At 52.4% G+C, this 19,034-nt stretch carries 16 protein-coding genes; 5 read left to right on the top strand and 11 right to left on the bottom strand.

The genetic code is table 11. The annotated features are described in order from the left end of the window. Positions 1-42: 42 nt before the first annotated feature. The gene (locus RGQ30_RS06155) at positions 43-2,538 is read right to left on the bottom strand and encodes an acyl-CoA dehydrogenase (RefSeq protein WP_130556750.1); all 2,496 of its coding nucleotides are present in this window, start codon (positions 2,536-2,538) and stop codon (positions 43-45) included. A gap of 379 nt (positions 2,539-2,917) precedes the next feature. Here RGQ30_RS06155 and RGQ30_RS06150 point away from each other — a divergent pair, with 379 nt between their 5' ends. Together RGQ30_RS06150 and RGQ30_RS06145 are read left to right on the top strand one after the other, a co-directional pair. After that, complete coding sequence (locus tag RGQ30_RS06150; protein ID WP_130556751.1) at positions 2,918-3,382, top strand: SRPBCC family protein; 465 nt, start codon at positions 2,918-2,920, stop codon at positions 3,380-3,382. Between the two features lie 54 nt (positions 3,383-3,436). Beyond that, positions 3,437-4,492, top strand: coding sequence for a saccharopine dehydrogenase family protein (locus tag RGQ30_RS06145; protein WP_130556752.1), 1,056 nt, complete (start codon positions 3,437-3,439; stop codon positions 4,490-4,492). Between the two features lie 30 nt (positions 4,493-4,522). Here the strand turns inward: RGQ30_RS06145 and RGQ30_RS06140 are convergent, their stop codons facing one another. Together RGQ30_RS06140 and RGQ30_RS06135 are read right to left on the bottom strand one after the other, a co-directional pair. After that, positions 4,523-5,275, bottom strand: coding sequence for a M48 family metallopeptidase (locus RGQ30_RS06140; RefSeq protein WP_130556753.1), 753 nt, complete (start codon positions 5,273-5,275; stop codon positions 4,523-4,525). Positions 5,276-5,455: 180 nt separating this feature from the next. Beyond that, positions 5,456-6,271, bottom strand: a complete 816-nt coding sequence (locus tag RGQ30_RS06135; protein WP_130556754.1) for a L,D-transpeptidase Cds6 family protein — start codon at positions 6,269-6,271, stop codon at positions 5,456-5,458. A 111-nt stretch (positions 6,272-6,382) separates the two neighbouring features. Between RGQ30_RS06135 and RGQ30_RS06130 the strand changes: the two genes are divergently transcribed. The 3 genes from RGQ30_RS06130 to RGQ30_RS06120 all read left to right on the top strand — a co-directional run bounded on the left by RGQ30_RS06130 (position 6,383) and on the right by RGQ30_RS06120 (position 11,517). Continuing rightward, the gene (locus RGQ30_RS06130; RefSeq protein WP_130556755.1) at positions 6,383-7,525 is read left to right on the top strand and encodes an NAD(P)/FAD-dependent oxidoreductase; all 1,143 of its coding nucleotides are present in this window, start codon (positions 6,383-6,385) and stop codon (positions 7,523-7,525) included. 38 nt (positions 7,526-7,563) lie between these two features. Further along, on the top strand, positions 7,564-9,225 hold the full coding sequence (gene ettA / locus RGQ30_RS06125) for an energy-dependent translational throttle protein EttA (protein ID WP_130556757.1): 1,662 nt from the start codon (positions 7,564-7,566) through the stop codon (positions 9,223-9,225). A gap of 126 nt (positions 9,226-9,351) precedes the next feature. Continuing rightward, the gene (locus RGQ30_RS06120) at positions 9,352-11,517 is read left to right on the top strand and encodes a hypothetical protein (RefSeq protein ID WP_130556759.1); all 2,166 of its coding nucleotides are present in this window, start codon (positions 9,352-9,354) and stop codon (positions 11,515-11,517) included. On the opposite strand, the gene RGQ30_RS06115 is transcribed toward RGQ30_RS06120, so the two are convergent. The 8 genes from RGQ30_RS06115 to ccmC form a co-directional block, all read right to left on the bottom strand. Further along, positions 11,491-13,992, bottom strand: a complete 2,502-nt coding sequence (locus RGQ30_RS06115; protein WP_338284845.1) for a chemotaxis protein CheB — start codon at positions 13,990-13,992, stop codon at positions 11,491-11,493. The genes RGQ30_RS06120 and RGQ30_RS06115 overlap by 27 nt on opposite strands. Before the next feature lie 17 nt (positions 13,993-14,009). Continuing rightward, on the bottom strand, positions 14,010-14,615 hold the full coding sequence (locus tag RGQ30_RS06110; RefSeq protein WP_298217530.1) for a PAS domain-containing protein: 606 nt from the start codon (positions 14,613-14,615) through the stop codon (positions 14,010-14,012). 155 nt (positions 14,616-14,770) lie between these two features. After that, on the bottom strand, positions 14,771-15,178 hold the full coding sequence (locus tag RGQ30_RS06105) for a cytochrome c-type biogenesis protein (RefSeq protein ID WP_130556762.1): 408 nt from the start codon (positions 15,176-15,178) through the stop codon (positions 14,771-14,773). Then, entirely contained in the window at positions 15,175-15,744 is a 570-nt protein-coding gene (locus RGQ30_RS06100) for a DsbE family thiol:disulfide interchange protein (RefSeq protein WP_130556764.1), read from the bottom strand. Before RGQ30_RS06100 ends, RGQ30_RS06105 begins: the two co-directional genes overlap by 4 nt. Beyond that, positions 15,741-17,732 carry a heme lyase CcmF/NrfE family subunit gene (locus RGQ30_RS06095; protein WP_130556766.1) on the bottom strand — a complete coding sequence of 664 codons (1,992 nt, stop codon included), beginning with the start codon at positions 17,730-17,732 and terminating at the stop codon, positions 15,741-15,743. Before RGQ30_RS06095 ends, RGQ30_RS06100 begins: the two co-directional genes overlap by 4 nt. Then, positions 17,729-18,148 carry a cytochrome c maturation protein CcmE gene (ccmE, locus tag RGQ30_RS06090; RefSeq protein WP_298217535.1) on the bottom strand — a complete coding sequence of 140 codons (420 nt, stop codon included), beginning with the start codon at positions 18,146-18,148 and terminating at the stop codon, positions 17,729-17,731. Before ccmE ends, RGQ30_RS06095 begins: the two co-directional genes overlap by 4 nt. Next, complete coding sequence (locus tag RGQ30_RS06085) at positions 18,141-18,314, bottom strand: hypothetical protein (RefSeq protein WP_298217536.1); 174 nt, start codon at positions 18,312-18,314, stop codon at positions 18,141-18,143. The genes ccmE and RGQ30_RS06085 overlap by 8 nt, the downstream gene beginning before the upstream one ends. A 25-nt stretch (positions 18,315-18,339) precedes the next feature. Next, complete coding sequence (ccmC, locus tag RGQ30_RS06080; protein WP_298217538.1) at positions 18,340-19,032, bottom strand: heme ABC transporter permease CcmC; 693 nt, start codon at positions 19,030-19,032, stop codon at positions 18,340-18,342. Between the last annotated feature and the right edge of the window lie 2 nt (positions 19,033-19,034).

The following is a 19,034-nucleotide window of genomic DNA, read 5'->3' as shown; positions in this document are numbered from 1 at the left end:
TTCACTACAACAAAGTTGAAGTGGAAAACTTCCTTTTTAAAATCAAGCAGCTGCCTTGTACTCGGTGACTGGCTTGGCTTCAACGATTTCGTCAGGAATTTGACCGTTGGTGCGCAAGTAGTCTTTGCTGAAGTCGTCGGTCAAAATTGCGTCGAAACGAATTGGCTCGTATTCACGAATGCCTTGAGCCAGATCAGAACTGATCAGGTTCTTCGCCACCGCATCTTTCAACTGGGCTTCCAAGCCATCGCCCACTACCTTACCTGTGGACACTGCTTTCAGGAAGTTACTGTAGCCAGGCTCAATGGACAACAGCTTGTCAGCAGCTTCCAAAATGCGACCCGTTGGATCAGACAGGCCTTCACCAACAAACACTTTGTCAAGCAGACGGTTTGCAAACACGTTGCGCGTCATCAGCAGTTCGGCCACTTCGGCGTTGGTCTTGTCGCTTGGGCCCTTGGACTTGCCCATGCCAAACGGGAATGCCACGAAGCTCAACATTTTGCCAACTGCCTTGTTGGGGAAGTTGCGGTTGAATTCGTTCAATGCCTTGTCAATTTCAGCCAGTGAATCTTCAATCGCCCACTGTGCGTGTGGCAATTCATCAGCCAGGCGGCCATTGGTTTCAAAATACTTCAGTACCGCAGTGGCCATGTACAACTGGCTCAGTACGTCACCCAGACGGGCGGACAAACGCTCACGGCGCTTCAGTTCACCACCCAAAACACCCATGGCGACGTCGGCTGTGAAGGCCAGTGCGGCTGAACGACGTTCCAGGGCCTTTGCGTAACCAGCCATTGGGCCGGACACGGGGCTTTTCGCCAAACGGTTACCGCTCAAGCCCAATACCAGGGCACGCATGGCGCGGTTGACAATGTGACCCAAGTGACCGAAGAAGGCTTTGTCGAAGTCGCGCAGACCTTCGGCCTTGTTGGGGTTCTGGGCGGCTTGCATTTCTTTCAGTACCCAGGGATGGCAGCGAATTGCGCCCTGACCGAACACAATCAGGTTACGCGTCATGATGTTCGCGCCTTCAACCGTGATGGCCACAGGCATGGCCTGGTAGGCCTGACCCAAGTAGTTGCGTGGGCCGAGAATGACGGTACGACCACCGTGAACGTCCATGGAGCGCAGAATGATTTCACGCATCATTTCGGTCATGTGGTATTTCATCATGGCAGTAACCACGGATGGTGCACATTCTGCACAGGCTGTAGCAGTCAACACGCGTGACGCCTCCAGCTTGTAAGTGAGGCCACCAATCTTGCCGGTTGCTTCCTGAACACCTTCAAAACGGCCAATCGGCATTTTGAACTGGCGACGAATGCGAGCGTATGCGCCGGTGGCCAGGTACATACCCCAACCAGAAGCTGCAGACAAGGCTGGCAGAGAAATGCCACGGCCTGCGGACAAACACTCAACCAACATTCTCCAACCCTTGCCAGCCATTTCACGGCCACCAATGATCGAAGTCAATGGGATGTACACGTTGTTACCAATGATGGGGCCGTTCATGAACACGGCGCCAGGGAAGTGGCGACGGCCAATTTGTACATTGGGAGTATCTGCTGGAACCATGGCACATGTAATGCCGTAGTCCACCTTGTTTTTGTCACCCAACAGGCCTTGCGGGTCTTTCAGCTTGAATGCCAAACCCACCACAGTGGCCACTGGTGCTAAAGTGATGTAGCGCTTGCTGAAGTTCAGCATGATGCCCAACTCTTCCTTGCCATTGACTGTGGTTTTAACAACCACGCCAGTATCTGGAATTGCAGACGCATCGGAACCCACTTCAGGGCCAGTCAAACCGAAACAGGGAATTTCACGGCCGTCCACCAAACGTGGCAGCCAGTAGTCTTTCTGCTCCTGTGTGCCGTAGTGCATGATCAGCTCGCCTGGGCCCAATGAGTTCGGAACCATCACGGTGACCGATGCTGTCAATGAGCGGGTTGCAATTTTTGCAACTACACAGCTTTGTGCGTAAGGGGAGAAACCCAAGCCGCCATGCTCCTTGGAAATCAGCATCGCGAAGAATTTCTTCTTGCCCATGAAATCCCATACTTCTTGCGGCAGGTCTTTCAATTCGAATGTGATTTTCCAGTCGTCGAGCATTTTGCAAAGCTCTTCGGTTTCGTTGTCCAGATAAGACTTTTCTTCGGCTGTCAGCTCGGTGTACTTGACGTTCATCAGCTTGGCCCAGTCAGGCTTGCCGCCGAAAAGGTCAGCTTCCCACCAGGTGTCACCGGCTTCAAGCGCGTCTTTCTCGGTTGGGCTCATGGCTGGCAACGCTTTGCTGAATGCCTTGAAGATAGGCGCTGTCAGCACACCACGGCGCAGGCCGGATACGTTCAACACAATCGCGATTGGCAGGTAAACAGCTGCAAAGATGGTCAGGCCCAATTCGCCCAAGCCACCCAGCGCGTAAAAGCCTAGTGCCGAGGCACCAATGGCTGCTGTGAATGTCAGCAGGTTTGCACCGCTGTAAATCAAGCCGATCAGCACAACAGCTGAAAAAACGGCAAATATGGAATTCGACATATTACTTACCCCTTGAATGTCACCAAAGTTACTAATGCGTAACATGCGCTTTCAGTGCACAACTGTCAACCCGGGCAGCACAAAAAAACATGAACTTTTCTAGAGCCCTGCTTCGAAAAATCAATCATGTTTATATTGCGACGCAGCATTGACACTCATAAATTTTGAAAACGTGACAAGTAAAACATCACCTGAAAGGAAATTCGGATTATGTCGCAGCGCAACACGCATTACATCGCATGAATCAAGGCGATGGAAAGATTCTGACATGCCCCAAACGTGTGATCCCCAGTTGCTCGATCGAGCTAACCAGCGCGCCGATTAACCGATACACTTCGTCTGGAGCTGTAAAAACATTCATCAAAAAAGCGAGGGGACCATGGCGGTTAATGTGAACGTAAAAATTGAAAAGTCATTCAAAGTGGCTTGTGACGCAAAAAAAGCATTTGATCAACTTGCCGATGTGGCTGACACCGTGGCTTTGTTTCCAAAGTTGGACAAGGTGGTTGATCTGGGTGGTGACGTGTGGCGCTGGGAAATGGCGAAAATCGGGGCGGCCGGTATTTCACACCAGGTTAAATATGCGGTGAAATACACCAACGATGGAAAAACAAAAATCGACTGGAACCCTGTCAGCGGAGATGGCAATGCGACCGTGTCTGGCGGTTGGTTGATCAAAGAGGAAGGGGCCAAAGCCTGTACAATTTCGTTCCGCTCCACTGGCGAGTTTGAAATGCCTGTCCCAAGATTGATGAAAGGCATTGCCGAGGGCATCGTAAAATCTGAATTTGACGCGCAAGTTGGCACATTTCTGGACCGAGTCAAAGCCAAACTTGAATCTTGATTAAAACAACAAGGGTGCCTCACTGATAGGCACCCACTCGCATTAGGAGATGCAATGCCCTGGATGATTTACGGCGCCAATGGATACACAGGCGAAATGATTGCGCGAGAAGCGGCCAAGCGCGGCATGCGACCTATTCTCGCTGGCCGGAATGAGGCAGCAATTGCTGCGCTGGCTACCCAGTTGAGTTTGCCGAGCCGGGTTTTCTCGTTGAACAGCGAGGCAGAAATTCTTCAAGGTCTGAATGATGTGGATTTGGTGTTGCACTGTGCAGGACCATTTTCTGAAACTGCCGAGCCGATGATGCTTGGCTGCCTGCAAACGAAAACACATTACCTTGACATCACGGGTGAAATTTCCGTGTTCGAGCTGGCGCAATCGCTTAGCGGCAAAGCCAGAAAGCAAAAAATCGTACTGTGCCCCGGCGTTGGCTTCGATGTTATTCCGACAGACTGTGTGGCTTCGCGCCTGCATGAATTACTACCCGACGCCACGCACCTGGCACTGGGCTTTGACTCTCGCAGTGGATTGTCGGCCGGTACGGCCAAAACCACGGTGGAAGCCATGAAGCACGGTGGCCGCGTTCGGGAAGATGGTGAAATCAAGGCAGTTGGCTTGGGCTACAGCACACGTGAAATCAACTTTGGAAATGGCACCAAGTACGCAGTGACCATTCCATGGGGCGATGTATCCACTGCATTTCACAGTACAGGCATTCGCAACATTGAGGTGTACATCCCCTCCTCGCCGAAATCGGTGCGAATGATGCGCGCCGCCAATTTGGCTCGTCCGGTTCTGGGCCTTTCACTGGTACAGGGCATTCTGAAAAAGCAGGCTGGCAAGGTCGAAGGGCCTTCAGAAGAACAGCGTGCAAAAATGCCAGCCTATGTGTGGGGTGAAGCCACCAACGCGGAAGGTAAAAAGGTGGTCGCGCGTGTTAAAACAGCCAACGGTTATTCGCTGACCGTGACTGGTTCACTGGCTGTGGCGAGCTTCATTCTGATGGAAAAAAATGTGGCCGGCGGCGCCTACACCCCCTCTAAGTTGATGGGAAGTGATCTGGTTGAGCGCTTGGACGGATGTGGAAAGATCCAGATTTTCGAACAATAAAAACCTGGACCAAACAAAGCTTTAACGCTGTTAACCCAATTGGCTTTTCATGCGTTGTGCACGCGCAGAAGGTGCCGGGTGGGTTGACAGCCAGCTTGCACTGGAGCCTTCCGACATTTTCGCCAGTTTTTCTAGCGCAGTCACAGACGCGCCAGCGTCGTAATTTCGGCGTTTCATGAATGCCATGGCGTAGTCATCCGCTGCGTTTTCATTGCCTTGTGAATGCTGGGCTCGAATCACCTTCTCAAACAAATCGCCCAACTGGGACTCGGCCAACACCGCCGCATTGCCCCCGGTGGCGGAGGCAGCCTGCCGCAAGGCGCTGGTGCGCATGGCTGTTTGAATTCTAGCCTTGGTGTGCCCCGCTTTCACATGGCCGATTTCATGGCCGATGACATAGCGAATTTCATCATCACTCATCAGATCCATCAAACCGCTGTACACGCGGATGGTGCCATTTGCCATGGCAAACGCATTGACTTCAGGGGTTTCATACACCTTGAAATTCAGCTTCAAGCCATCTTCTACTTCAAGTCCACTGGCCAGCTTTTGCAAACGCTTGCCATGGGGCGAATTTGCGTCAGCAACCTTGTTTTGCTGGTCGTATTGAACCGTCATTTGATCGAAATAGGCGTTCAATTCCTGATCAGAAATGGTGGTTGATTTGGCAAGGTCGGTGCCTGCACTCAGCATTTTGCCGAAATCAAGCGCCATTGCAGTGGGTGCAACAGAAGACATGCCACTGGCCAGGGCTGCCAGCTTCAAGAAATCACGTTTGTTCATTGATAGTTCCGGTGTTGATTCAACAGTTGAAGAACCCGAGACAGTACGAGAAATTGAAAAAGGTGAGCAAATCCACCAGCCCGGGTGACACCTTGCGGTGCAATCACTGCACAAACAGAAACCCCCTTGTCGCGAGGTTTCGGCCAAGGGGGTTCGGGCACACATTCAAAACACGGAAGTTTACTTCATGAATTCTTCGCTTTGAATTTTCCAGCTACCGCCGGCCTTGGACAAGGTCAATGTTTTCATGCCGGTGTCGTTGAAACGATCGGATGAATAACTTTGCTTGAACTTCACAGTGGCAAGTACTTCGGATTGAACATCGATTTGAACGTCGGAGAGGCTGACAGAAATGGTGTCTTTCTCGGACAAGCGGGCACGGCGCTGGCCTTCCCACACTGCTCGAGACTTCTTACCGTGCTCAAATGTGGATGCATAAAAGCTTAGGTAGCCTTGAACATCTTTGGATGACCAGGCTGCTGCCCAGTTGCTCAGCATGTCATTGATGGCTGCAGCGTCGCCAACATCGGCACCAACGGCCAGGCTGGGTTCCGGTGCCATCACTTCTCCTGCGCTTGCCTCAGGGGCTGCTACGGCAGGCGCCTGTTCAGCCATGGGTGCGGGGGGTGGCGTCAACGGTGCGAGACGAACCACTTTCTGGTCTTTGAAGTAAACAGCAAACGGCACAAACTCTTCCTGTGCACCCTGCCCTTTTTTCAGCACGTAGTCCCAGCGGTCGTCTTGCTCCTTGGCGCTCAACATGGGTGCACCCAAGCGGTTTTTGACCTGCAAGGGCGACATGCCCAGCTTGATGCGCGCCAAATCAATGTTGGTAATGAAATCACGGGGGCCGACATGCTCAAAGTCGGAATCAAGATACTCGGGGACATCTTTCAGCCCGGTCAATGATCCGCAAGCAGCCAATATTGAAACAGAAAGTGCCAAAGCTGCAGTTTTAAAAAATCGAGAAGTGCCGATGCGATCAAATGTACTCAAAGTTGTCTCCCTTTGATGTGTATTGTGTTGAAGTCGTTTGATAATACGAGAATATAGCCACCTAACGGACAGACTATAACAATTTATTTGCAGCAAACAGGACCCAACATTATGAACACCACCATTATTGGCAGCGGCGTTGCCGCCTGGACACTGGTGCGCGAACTGCGCAAAGCCGACCCCGAGGCTGAAATACGTCTGATTACTGCCGACAACGGCGACTTTTACTCCAAGCCCATGCTGTCGAATGCGCTGGCCAGCGGCAAAACGCCGGAAAGCCTTGTCATGACACCCGCAGCCAAATTTGCAGAACAACAGAAAGTGGAACTGATCCCCAACGCGACAGTTCACACGGTAGACGCAACTGGCCGTAAAGTGACAAGCACCGCCGGCGACTTCAGCTATGACAACCTGGTACTGGCTCTGGGTGCAGACACTATCAAATTGCCGATTGAAGGCGACGGTGCTGCAGATGTCATCAGTGTCAATGACCTGACCGACTACGCAGCCTTCCGTAAACTGCTGGACGGCAAGAAGGAAGTGGCCGTGTTGGGCGCGGGCCTGATTGGTTGTGAATTTGCCAACGACTTGTTGAAAGCAGACATTCACACCACCGTATTCGATTTGGCGGACCGGCCTTTGGCAAGGCTGTTGCCTGAACAAGCCAGTGCCTTCATGCAAGCCAAACTGGCAGAAAAAGGGGTCAGCTGGAAGCTGGGCCGCACTGTTGTCAGCATTGCAAAAACAGCAACCGGCTACACGGTGGTCGACTCCACCGGCGAGAGTACTCATGCCGACCTGGTGCTTTCTGCCGTAGGTCTACGCCCCCGCACAGACCTGGCCAAAACCGCCGGTTTGACTGTGGGACGTGGCATAGTGGTCAACGGCTTGGGGCAAACAAGCAATGAACACATTTATTCACTGGGCGATTGCGCAGAATACCTGGGCAAGTTTGTATTGCCCTACATCATGCCTGTGATGCAGGCTGCACGCGCCATGGCGCAAACCTTGTCGGGCAAGCCCACCGAGATCAAATTCCCAGCCATGCCGGTCAGCATCAAAACGCCAGATTGCCCGGCTGTGGTGAACCCACCCCTGCCAGAACATGAGGGCGAATGGGAAATCACAGCGGACGAAAATGGCGTAAAGGCACTGTTCAAAGGCAAAGATGGCGCCTTGCTGGGCATGGCCTTGCTGGGTGAGGCCAGCAAAGAACGCCAGGCTCTGACCCCCCAACTGCCCGCGATGATTTAAAATTGCGACAACGTTTAACTTATTGAATTGGAAACTGAATGGCCCAGTACGTATACAGCATGAACCGCGTGGGGAAGATTGTTCCCCCCAAGCGCCAGATTTTAAAAAACATTTCGCTGAGCTTTTTCCCCGGCGCGAAAATTGGTGTGCTGGGCTTGAACGGCTCGGGCAAATCCACCCTGCTTAAAATCATGGCGGGTGTGGACAAGGACATTGAAGGCGAAGCCGTGCCCATGCCCAACCTGAATATTGGGTATTTGAGCCAGGAACCTGAATTGAACCCGGCGCACACCGTTCGCCAAGCCGTTGAAGAAGGTTTGGGTGAACTGGGTGTGGCCCAGCAAAAACTGGAAGAAATTTACGCAGCCTATGCCGACCCGGAAGCCGACTTCGACAAGCTGGCCGAAGAACAGGCCAAGTGGGAAGCCATTATTGCTGCAGCCGGAAATGATGCAGAGCACTTGATGGAAATTGCAGCCGATTCATTGCGCCTACCCCCTTGGGACGCCAGCGTTGAGCATTTGTCCGGTGGTGAAAAACGCCGCGTGGCCCTGTGCCGCCTGCTGATGAGCAAGCCCGACATGCTGCTGCTGGACGAACCCACCAACCACCTGGACGCGGAATCCGTTCACTGGCTGGAGCAATTCCTGCACAAGTTCCCCGGCACCGTGGTGGCTGTCACCCACGACCGCTACTTCCTGGACAATGCGGCGGAGTGGATTCTTGAACTGGACCGTGGATCCGGCATTCCATGGAAAGGCAATTACAGTTCCTGGCTGGACCAGAAACAGGATCGCCTGAAGCAGGAAGAAAGCAGCGAAAGCGCCCGCCAGAAAGCCTTGAAAAAGGAACTGGAATGGGTACGCCAGAACCCCAAGGGTCGACAGGCCAAGTCCAAGGCGCGTATCGCACGCTTTGAAGAACTTTCAAGCCATGAATACCAGAAACGCAATGAAACACAGGAAATTTTCATTCCAGTGGCCGAGCGTTTGGGCAACGAAGTCATTGAATTTGAAAATGTCAGCAAAGCCTTTGGCGACCGCCTGCTGATCGATAACCTCAGCTTCAAGATCCCACCTGGTGCAATCGTGGGTGTAATCGGCCCCAACGGTGCGGGCAAGTCCACCCTGTTCAAGATGTTGACAGGCAAAGAGCAACCCACCAGCGGCAACATCAAGATCGGCTCGACAGTGCGCATGGCCGTTGTGGACCAAACTCGTGATTCACTGCCGAATGACAAAACCGTGTTTGACGGTGTGGCCGAGGGCGCAGACATTCTGACAGTGGGCAAGTTCGAAATGCCTTCCCGCGCTTACCTGGGTCGTTTCAACTTCAAGGGCGGCGATCAGCAAAAGATGATCGGCAATTTGTCGGGTGGTGAACGCGGTCGACTGCATTTGGCCAAAACCCTGATTTCCGGCGGAAACGTGTTGCTGCTGGACGAACCGTCCAACGACCTGGACGTGGAAACACTGCGTTCGCTTGAAGATGCGCTGCTGGAGTTTGCGGGCACCGTGCTGGTGACATCACACGACCGCTGGTTCCTGGACAAGATTGCCACGCACATTCTGGCCTGCGAAGGCGACTCGCAATGGGTATTCTTCGATGGCAACTTCCAGGAATACGAAGCCGACAAGGTGAAGCGCCTGGGTGAAGAAGGTGCACGGCCAAAACGTGTACGCTACAAGCCGCTGAAGTAAAACAAGGGGCAGCCCCATGAAAAGCCGAACACGACCATTGCGTTGTGTTCGGCTTTTTTCATATTAAAAAAAGGAACTGGACGCCGGCGAAATTCAACTTAAGTCATTAAGTCGCAGGAGTTTGCCGTGTCCCTCAATTCAATATCCGGAAATCAGCCTGTTCAAGGTCAGCCGCAACTGAACCGGGAAATCCAGAACAATCAAAGCCCCGTTTCACAGGCCAGTCGTGAAATTGGCACCAGCTTGATGAAAGACTTGCCCCGCGTGCCCTTAGAAGAAGCGTCGGCACTGGCCAAACCTGTCATGCGACTGTACGCCATGCTTTCAAACCTGACGTTCCGTTTCAAGTCATTCTTTAGCCCAGGCAGCCTGACAGGCAATCAAGACCTGCCTTTTCCGTTCAAATTGTCTTATCAGATCCAAAGCCTGGACAGGGCGGAAGGAACGATTTCAGGTCACCCTGCGTTTGAAGTTCCACGCTCTTCACTGTTGGCAAGAATTGCCCACACTCGGCAAGGATTGGTACAAATTCAGTCCGGGACTGAAAAATGCCTGGGGTCGACCATCTGGAATTGCCTGAGGTCTCCAGAGTTTGAACAGGGAATTGCGCTGAATGACGATCAAAAAATCGTGGGTTGTTACAAAAAGGAACTCGGTTTTCGAACAACGCAGTGGTGTTTGCAGGTTTACGATTCCTCGGAGGGAGAAACTGTTGAAGTTCCGATCACCGTGTTCAAGATCGAAAACCAGCTACCTGAACATGCGGATGAGCCTGAAAAATTGGTCAAGGCGAGAATGCTCCTTGAAAACCTGGCCGACATCAAGGTGGCCATGGACAGCCACCTGGAGGCTATTCACCCAGCTTACAGGGACAGTGTGATGCAACCCATGGTGTTGTGTGACAGTCAACCGCAACTTGCCAATCTCGTGGTGGCACAGGAAGAACTGCTTTCCCGACTGTACAGCGGGCAATGCACAAGCATCCATCAGATGGACATGCAGATCGACGAAGTGCTTCACATGGTCAGCCCTGAACGCACACTGTTTGAGAGCAAGGAAGAACAATTCAGCTTTTACGCCAATGTGATGGATGCCTTCGAGAACCACCACACAGAGGTCTTGACGAGAAAAAGTATGGCGCATGCCCATGAGATCAGGGCATCCCGAAGGCACATGCCGGTTCCTGATTTTCCGATCAATACCATTCCGTTGGGCGTGGTCAAAGCACCTGTCAGAACAAAGCCCGAAACGCCGACGGTGGTTCAAAGGGTGGCCGTACAGCGCCTACAGGCTGATGTGTCACCGCCCACACTTGAAGGTAAGAGCCCACTGACTCGACCTTCATTGTTGACAAAAGACCAGGCCGATCCAAAGCCGTTGCAGGCCTATCGCGAGCCCTTGAAGCAAGCGCAGTGCAGTGTGAATGCCGTGAATACATTCTTTCAGAACGAGATTGTGACGTCCGAAAAAATGGCCAGTCTGACAATCAAAGCCATGAAGGAATTCAGTGGCGACATGTCCGGGATCACCGGGCTGGGAAGACCGGAAATTCTGGAGGCCATTGAGCATGGAGAGTCCATCACCATCGAGAAATCTGCTTTTTTGGCTGCTGCTCCCTCCGACAAAAAACCCGAATTGAACCTGTTCGACCACACAACCCCTAAACAACAATGGGAAGAACTCATCAACGTGATCAAGCCATTGGGGCCAGGGAAAGAGTGGGTGAACAATAAAGATGAATTGAACGGCATTCAAGAACTGACCATTACACCCAGTGCCTGGCTCAGTGCCTATGCGGAAGTTGGGCTGGACATGGTTACCAAGGTGGTCAAGGAAACACTAGAGACACGTGGAGACAACCCAGACTGGAGCCACTTGCCGGAAGATGTTGATTCCATGAATCTCGATACGGAAGATAAAATAGCGCAATTTGCTGAGGACATTCAGGCCAATGTTCCTGTTTACATGAATCTGAAAAAGGAACTGTCTCTGATTGTGCTGGTTGGATCAGGTGGAAACTCTGGTAACCATTTCTACACAATTTCATACAACAAGGAGTCGGACAGCTGGATTAGTCTGGACAGCGATCGAACCGAGAAAGCCGATGTACAACCCTGCAAGGAATTCTGCAATAAAGACACCAAATTGAAGGACGCTCTTTTGACACACCGCGTAAAAGCCATAGTGGTACCCAAACTTTATGTAAAAGGCGACAACCTCAAGCAAGCCGCTGGCGACGCCCTCGACAGCAGTGGTGCAACTGACTCAAGTATTCACACCAAGGCTGACTAAGGTAATCACCACACCGTCAATGACATCATCAAGCCTTCGGTAAGGCATGATGCGGACAGAAAACCGGCGACCATCTCTTCCTGAAATCTGCTTTTCGGAAAAAGCGAGGGTGCGCAATGTTTCCTCCGCATCAGCGTTCAATTCCGGGTAATTCAAGATGTTGCTAAGGTCACTCAATGGGCGGCCCACATCACTTTCACGCAGGCTGATGATTTTCGCGGCACGTTCTGTGTAGCGGCGCACATTCAATTGTCGATCCAGAAACAGAATTGCAATTTCCGTGCTGTTCAACAGGTTTTGCATGTCACTTTGCGCCAAGGCCAGATCATCCAGCTTGGCCTGAAGCTCCGAATTGATGGTTTGCAGTTCCTCATTCATGGACTGCATTTCTTCCTTGGATGTCGTCAACTCTTCGTTGGTGGACTGCAACTCTTCATTCGTGGATTGAAGTTCTTCATTGGAAGACTGCAACTCCTCTTGCGAGGCTCGATTTTCCTCACGCAAGCGCTGATTTTCTTCCTGCTGGCGGCGCAGTTCGTCAAGAAAGTTGGCTTGGTCGGCCCCCGTGGCGGTGTCTACAAGTGATGGGCGTTGCTGCAACAAGCCTGCGTCACGAAAAACCACCATGAACATGCCGTGAAGGGCAACGGGCTCGGTCAACATTTGAACAGTGACATCCACAATCAAGCTGTCGGGGTTGTCCAATTCCACCTGCAGGCCACGCATTTCAACAGGTTCGGTTTGGCCAGCTGCTTTGCGCAAGGCATTGAACAAGGGGGCTCGAAGACCATCACGCACCATGGCATGAAAGTTCCAGTTGGCCTTGCCCGCTGCGGGCTCCAGGTATTTGCCTGTTCTGCCACTGATGTAGACAATGTCACTGTCAGCATTCACCACCACAGCTGCAGGTGAATACACTTGCAACAGCACATGGTCGGCGGCGGCCTGGAGGCTTTGGCCCGCAGGCTGATTATTCGTGTGGGTTGTTGACACGGGTCGTTCTCGACTTGAATTCAATATGGGAGGAAACGCATTCAGTAACAAATCTACACCAGAAGACTGTGAGCTGTTCCTGCGTTTGTAAAAACGCAGTTTGCTTTCAAGCAGCTCAAAAAGGTGCTCCATATTGCCCACGGTTTCAGAACTGCCAAGCAACATCGTGCCCCAAGGGCGCAGGCTGTAGTGAAACAGGGGAAACAAGCGTTGCTGAAGCTGTGAATCAAAGTAAATCAGAAGATTGCGGCAAATCAGCAAATCCAGCCTGGTGAACGGTGGATCCAGCACAAGGTTGTGCTGGGCAAACAGCACCTTGTCGCGGATGGATTGATTTACCACATAAACCCCATCGCGCAGGGTGAAGAAGCGCTCAAGGCGGGTAGTCGATATTTGCCCGGATATGGACAAGGGATACTTTCCACGCCGTGCAAACTCGATGGCGTCCGGGCTCAAATCAGACGCAAAAATTTGCAGTTCAATTGAACGACTGGCGGGCAATCTGGACAAAGCTTCCGATAACAGCATCGCCAGCGTGTAAGCCTCTTCACCCGTGGAACAACCAGCACACCATACCCTGAATTTGTGGCCATCAGGCAACTGGTTCAACAGGGCTGGCAGTACCGATTGTTCGAGAAACTCCCACACCAAAGGGTCACGAAAAAAGCTGGTAACACCGATCAACAGTTCCTTGAACAGGAGGTCTACTTCACCGGGATTGTTCTGAAGAAATGAGGCATACAGTGCCATACCGTCCAGACCATGAACAGCAACTCGACGCTCAATTCGCCTATACAGGGTGCTTTTTTTATACAAGGCAAAATCATGTCGCGTGCGCTTGCGCAACAGGCCCAATACCTCTGTCAGTGGTGCAGTGTCGGTTTCCGGGGCATCGACAAGAGTCTCTGCACTGGTGCGAATGCCCTTTGCAAAATCAGTGATTTTGTGGGGTAGTTCTTCACACAAATCAACAACATCTACACATTTCAGATTGAGAGCACTCTGGGGCATGGAGTCAAACTGGGCCGACTCAGGTCTCTGTACAAGCGTGAAACCACCGCCACGCTTGATGGCCTGCAAACCCAGAGCACCATCTGAACCCATCCCGGACAACACCACACCGATTGCCTTGTGTTCAAACTCTTGCGCCAAGGAGTAAAACAGGACATTGACGGGTAAACGTAGACCGCCCACTTCAGTAGACTGTGCCAAATGAAGCTTTCCACCTTGTACAGTCAAATCTCGATCAGGCGGGATGACATACACGTGATCGGGCTTGATCACCTGATTTTGGTGTGCTGAAAGCACAGTCAAGGTGGTTACGCGCTGCAACAACTCCGGTAGTAGTGCTTTCTTGGTTGGATCGAGATGCTGTACCACGACATAGGCAAGACCGGAGTTGACAAGCGCATGGGTAAAAAACGTTTCCAGCGCGACGAGGCCGCCTGCAGAGGCACCAATACCTACCACCAGTGGTGTCAAATTTGATTGACCTTTGATCAAAGCTTCAGCAATTGGTCATAACTGGACAATCCGAAGAAAAAGACACCAGTGTCGGGTGAACGGGTAATCAACACCTGGATACGCTTGGGGCGCTCCTCTGCCGGCTTTAGTTCAAGCACGCAAACCTGCGGGGAACCATCAAAAGAAGGATGTTTCAACAGGTCCTGCAATGCGTAGGCACTCAACGATGTGCAAAAACTTTCAAAAACACGACCGTTGCAGGTCTTGTGCTTCAAGCCGAGGAGTCTTGCAGCAGCCTGGTTACTCTCCGTGATCACACCATCTTCTTTCACGACCAGATAGCCGAAAGGTGCATGTTCAAAGAGGGCCTTGAAGTGTCCCAGTTGCTTGTTGTACAGCTGAGCGCCACGTTCAAGCTCCTGATGCTGCATTTCCAGTTCAACTTGATGCGTTTGCAATTCATGCAGCAACTTCAAACCATCCATCACGGTGTCCGGGGAGCTGGCCAAGCGAAACAGCAAAGCGAGTGTGTCCGCGTTGAGTGACCACTCGGTTCCCGAGGCGATTCCGATTTTTAAGCGGAAAGCTGCTTCAGCCCGAAGATGAGACCTATTTCTGGTGGTTTTTGAAGAAACAGGCATTGAGTGTTCCATACGTCAAGAGAATCTCTTTTGATAATACTCTGCATTCACATTCAGCATTGAATTGTTTACCATGCGGCCCAAAAGAAGTATTCGGGCTGCACAATGGATCCGAGGGAATACCCCGACTTCCTTCAAGGGCAGCTGAATTCGTTTCACCTGGTTTTCGAACTGCGCTTGTACAGCTCTTCAGCCCAGGCTTTGTCAGCATTTTTAGATTGAGCTTCCTGAGTCGGCCTGACCTTGCTGGTCCGAACTACTTTGCGGGCCATGAATATGGCAATGACCAGAACAACAAATGGCCCCAACCAAAGTGCCGCATTTTCCACACTGTAAGCGGGCTTGTAAATGACAAACTCGCCGTATCTGTCCTGCATGTAACTTTTAATTTCTTCGCTTGTTTTGCCCGCGCGAATTTGCTCGGCAATTTTTTCTTTCAGATCCACAGCCAATGAGGCGTGGGAATCCGCGAGTGACTGGTTTTGGCACACCAGGCAACGCAATTCACTGGCCACTTCCTTGTATTGGGCTTTTTCAGATTGATTCAAATCGTTCACATTCATCGCGAGGCCTCAATGGCTGGCAGTGCCATGCTTTGGAAATAATCCGTGGGTACTGGCCCAACCTGTTTGTGAATAATTGTGTTTTTTGAATTCATTAGAAATGTTTCCGGCACACCATAAACACCCAGTTCAATCCCATATTGTCCATTCTGGTCAATCAGAATCAGGTCATACGGATTGCCATATTGGTTTAGCCATCGACGGGTATTGGCGAGGTCATCTTTGTAAGCCAAACCGACCAAACGGATTTTCTTTTGTTTGGCCAATTCGAGAAAATGCGGATGCTCGATCAAACAGGCCTGACACCATGATGCGAAAACATTCAATACCCAAGGCTGGCCGTTGAGCTCGTCAATTCGCTGAAGAAGGCGGACATCAGCCACTTGCATGGCCTCGGCTTCACTGCCCTGAAAACTGAGCACGGGCAAGACAGCAGCGGGTACAGACTTGCCAATCAGTGCAGAGGGCAGTTTTTTTGGATCAAGCCACAAACCGCGAAGCAAAAAAACACCCAGAAACAACAGAACCAGGAATGGCAAATACAGGCGGAGGCGTTTTTTGATCATGCCGACTGTCCATTCTTTTTGGGACGATAACGCCTGTCGAAAACTGTGAGCAGGCCACCGAGGGCCATGAGGGCGCACCCCCACCAAATCAGGTTGATCAAGGGTTTGTAATACAAGCGCACGCCCCAGCTACCCGCGCTTGTGCTGCTTTGAACCGCGTCGCCCAAGCTGATGTAGACATCAGAAAACAGGTCTGTGTGAATGGCAGCCTCCGTCATGGTTTGCTCCGAACTTTGATAACGCCGCTTCTCTGGTTCCAGCAGGTGAATCAGGGTTCCATCGCCACGCGTTAACTCGAATACACCCAATGCAGCCACGTGATTTTGTCGTTGAACAGAATCCACACCAATGAAGGTGACACGCCACGGTCCGATCTCCGTAGTTTCGCCCGGCTTCAGGACTGCATCGGTTTCGGTTTCAAAAGTTTTCACCCAACTGACACCCACCACAAACACAGCCACACCGAGGTGCGCAAGCACCATGCCCCAATAGGAAAGTGACAGACGTCGCATGCGATACAGCAGGCCACTTTGCGGAACCGAGGAACCAGCCTTGCGCGTGGCAGTGGCAGCATGTGCCAGTGTGGCCACTGCCATGAATACGGCACACACAACACCAGCAGCCCACAGCATGCTGAAATGCCCATTGATCAAGGCTGCACCCAGCAAAACCAGAAGCGCAACACCGAGCGCCACAGCACCCGGTTTGATGTATTGGGCCAGAGAGGTTTCACGCCAGCGCGAGTCAGGGCCCAAGGCCATCAAAAGAACAGCAGGCAGCAAAATCGGGGCGAACAAAGCCTCAAAATAAGGCTGACCCACCGACATTTTTCGGCCACCGATCACTTCGACGACCAATGGGTACAAGGTGCCCAGCATCACAGTCACCAGAGCAGCGCTCATCAACACATTGTTGGAGAGCAAGAGGGATTCACGCCCCGTCGCCTTGAAATCGCCCCCCTGCCCCACCTCGCCTGTTTTCATGGCGTAAAGGACATATGACGAACCCACCACCAGAAACAGCAGTGCCAATATGAACACACCGCGCTCGGGGTCGGTTGCAAAGGCATGCACGGATGTGAGCACGCCTGAACGAACCAGAAAGGTCCCCAGCAGGGACAAGGCAAATGTGGTCAATGCCAGCAACAGGGTCCAGCTGCGCAGGGTGCCCCGCTTTTCGGACACGGCCAGTGAATGGATCAGAGCAGTGCCGGCCAGCCAGGGCATCAGGGATGCATTTTCAACGGGATCCCAAAACCACCAACCACCCCAACCCAGCTCGCGGTAAGCCCACCAGCTGCCCAGGGCAATACCCACCGTCAGGAATGCCCAGGCCACATTGGTCCAGGGTCGGCTCCAGCGGGCCCAGGTCATGTCAAAGCGCCCTTCAAGCAAACCAGCCACGGCGAAGGCAAAGGTCACCGCAAAACCGACGTAGCCCATGTACAGCATGGGTGGGTGGATGATCATGATGATGTCTTGCAGCAACGGGTTGAGGTCGCGCCCATCCAGAGGTGTGGGCGACAAATACTCAAAGGGGTTGCTGGCCAGCAGCAGGTACATCAAAAAGCCAACCAACACCAATTGCAAGGTGGCAAGCACCCGAACCTTGAAACAGGCGGACACCTCAAAACGGGCCCACGCCACAGCCTGGGTCCAGGCAGCAAACATGAGCACCCAAAGCAGAAATGAACCCTCGTGAGAACCCCAACTGGCCGCGATTTTGTAAAACACCGGCAGGGCGAGGTTGGAGTTTTCCGCCACGTTGCGCACTGAAAAATCACTGACGACAAAAGAATAAATCAGACCGAGAAAGGACACGCAAACCAGGCCGAAAACCAGAAGTACATTACGTTGAACAGCAATCAACAAGGGCACTGCAGGTGCATGGGTGTACACACCTTTCACTGCACGGAAACCTGCCCATGCGCCAAATAGAGCCAACACTGTGGCCAGGGCAAGGCTGAATTGCGAAATGAATGCGATCACTGGGCAACCCCTGGTGGCATGTAGTCTTCATCGTGCTTTGCCAGTACTTCCGAGGCCACGAAGGTAGTGCCATCCCATTGGCCATCGGCAACCACACCGGTGCCTTCCTTGAACAGGTCCGGCAGAATGCCGTTGAACTGGACTGGTACTTTGTTGTTCAGGTCTGTAACCACGAAGCTCACCTTGAGGGAATCGGCCTCGCGCTGAACGCTGCCCACTTCGACCATACCGCCCAGGCGATAGGTTTTTTCACCTTGCGGCACATCACCACTTAAAATTTGCGTGGGTGTGTAAAAGAAAACCAGGTTTTCATTGAACACTTTCACCAAGGCAATTCCAAATCCCAAAGCCACCACAACAATTGCAGCCAACCAGGCTGCGCGATAGGCGCGCGCATTGCTCATTCTCTTATTCATTGATCTTGCCTTCGCCCCGCTGGGCCGTGCGATTACTTCGTTGCCTTTTTCGGGCCAGTTCCGTTTTCGTTGGGCCCGCACGGTGGGCCAGAACACTGTCAATCCCCAACACGAGCACACTACAAACCACACACAGCCAGATGGTCTGCCACGCGTCAAAATTCATCATCGAACTCCATCGAGGTAATGGCTCATGCCCAGCGCCTTTGTACAAGCAAACGCCGCGCCCTGTTCAAGACGGTGCTGGCGCACACCAACCAGAAACCCAACACACACAACCACATGCCGGTTGCGATTTCAGGGTGAATGCGATTGCCCGACATGGACACGCTGTAGCCTTGGTGCAAAGTATTCCAGAACACGACTGACAAATAGATCAGGGGAATATTGACCGCGCCAATCAGCAGGCCTATCGACACAATACGATCTGCTTTGGCCGGGTCGGTTGCCAACTGCCCCAAGGCCATCAGGCCAAGATAAATAAACAGCAACAGCAGCTCGGAGGTCATTCGCGCATCCCAAACCCAATAGGTTCCCCAGGTGGGTTTGCCCCACAGCGCACCAGTGACCAGTGCCAGCACCGTCATCCATGCGCCTGTGGGCAATAGCGCGCGCATCAGGACTGCAGACACATCACTGCGGTACACCCAGTTCAGCATGGCATATCCACAGGCCACCAGATACAGAAACATGGACATCCACGCTGCCGGCACATGCACATAAATGGCGCGGTACACCTCGCCTTGCTGAACATCCACAGGTGCAAGATACAAACCAGTGTACAAACCAAATGCCAGCAGCAGTGCGCCCGCTGCGAGCAGCCAGACCCACAGCCAACTGGCCAGTGCGTGAAACCTGGGGGGAGATGCAAGCTGCCCAAACATAA

This window comes from Limnobacter thiooxidans, from assembly GCF_036323495.1.
Lineage (GTDB): Bacteria > Pseudomonadota > Gammaproteobacteria > Burkholderiales > Burkholderiaceae_B > Limnobacter > Limnobacter thiooxidans.
Note: the sequence above shows the minus strand (reverse complement) of the source record. Positions and strands in the feature narration are given on the sequence as shown.

What these genes read in the sequence shown, in the direction of transcription:
- RGQ30_RS06140 (WP_130556753.1), bottom strand. Translation starts at nt 5,275, where the DNA reads ATGAACAAACGTGATTTCTTGAAGCTGGCAGCCCTGGCCAGTGGCATG.
- ccmC (WP_298217538.1), bottom strand. Translation starts at nt 19,032, where the DNA reads ATGTTTGGGCAGCTTGCATCTCCCCCCAGGTTTCACGCACTGGCCAGT.
- RGQ30_RS06145 (WP_130556752.1), top strand. Translation starts at nt 3,437, where the DNA reads ATGCCCTGGATGATTTACGGCGCCAATGGATACACAGGCGAAATGATT.
- RGQ30_RS06150 (WP_130556751.1), top strand. Translation starts at nt 2,918, where the DNA reads ATGGCGGTTAATGTGAACGTAAAAATTGAAAAGTCATTCAAAGTGGCT.
- ccmE (WP_298217535.1), bottom strand. Translation starts at nt 18,148, where the DNA reads ATGAATAAGAGAATGAGCAATGCGCGCGCCTATCGCGCAGCCTGGTTG.
- ettA (WP_130556757.1), top strand. Translation starts at nt 7,564, where the DNA reads ATGGCCCAGTACGTATACAGCATGAACCGCGTGGGGAAGATTGTTCCC.
- RGQ30_RS06110 (WP_298217530.1), bottom strand. Translation starts at nt 14,615, where the DNA reads ATGCCTGTTTCTTCAAAAACCACCAGAAATAGGTCTCATCTTCGGGCT.
- RGQ30_RS06100 (WP_130556764.1), bottom strand. Translation starts at nt 15,744, where the DNA reads ATGATCAAAAAACGCCTCCGCCTGTATTTGCCATTCCTGGTTCTGTTG.
- RGQ30_RS06105 (WP_130556762.1), bottom strand. Translation starts at nt 15,178, where the DNA reads ATGAATGTGAACGATTTGAATCAATCTGAAAAAGCCCAATACAAGGAA.
- RGQ30_RS06155 (WP_130556750.1), bottom strand. Translation starts at nt 2,538, where the DNA reads ATGTCGAATTCCATATTTGCCGTTTTTTCAGCTGTTGTGCTGATCGGC.
- RGQ30_RS06085 (WP_298217536.1), bottom strand. Translation starts at nt 18,314, where the DNA reads ATGAATTTTGACGCGTGGCAGACCATCTGGCTGTGTGTGGTTTGTAGT.
- RGQ30_RS06130 (WP_130556755.1), top strand. Translation starts at nt 6,383, where the DNA reads ATGAACACCACCATTATTGGCAGCGGCGTTGCCGCCTGGACACTGGTG.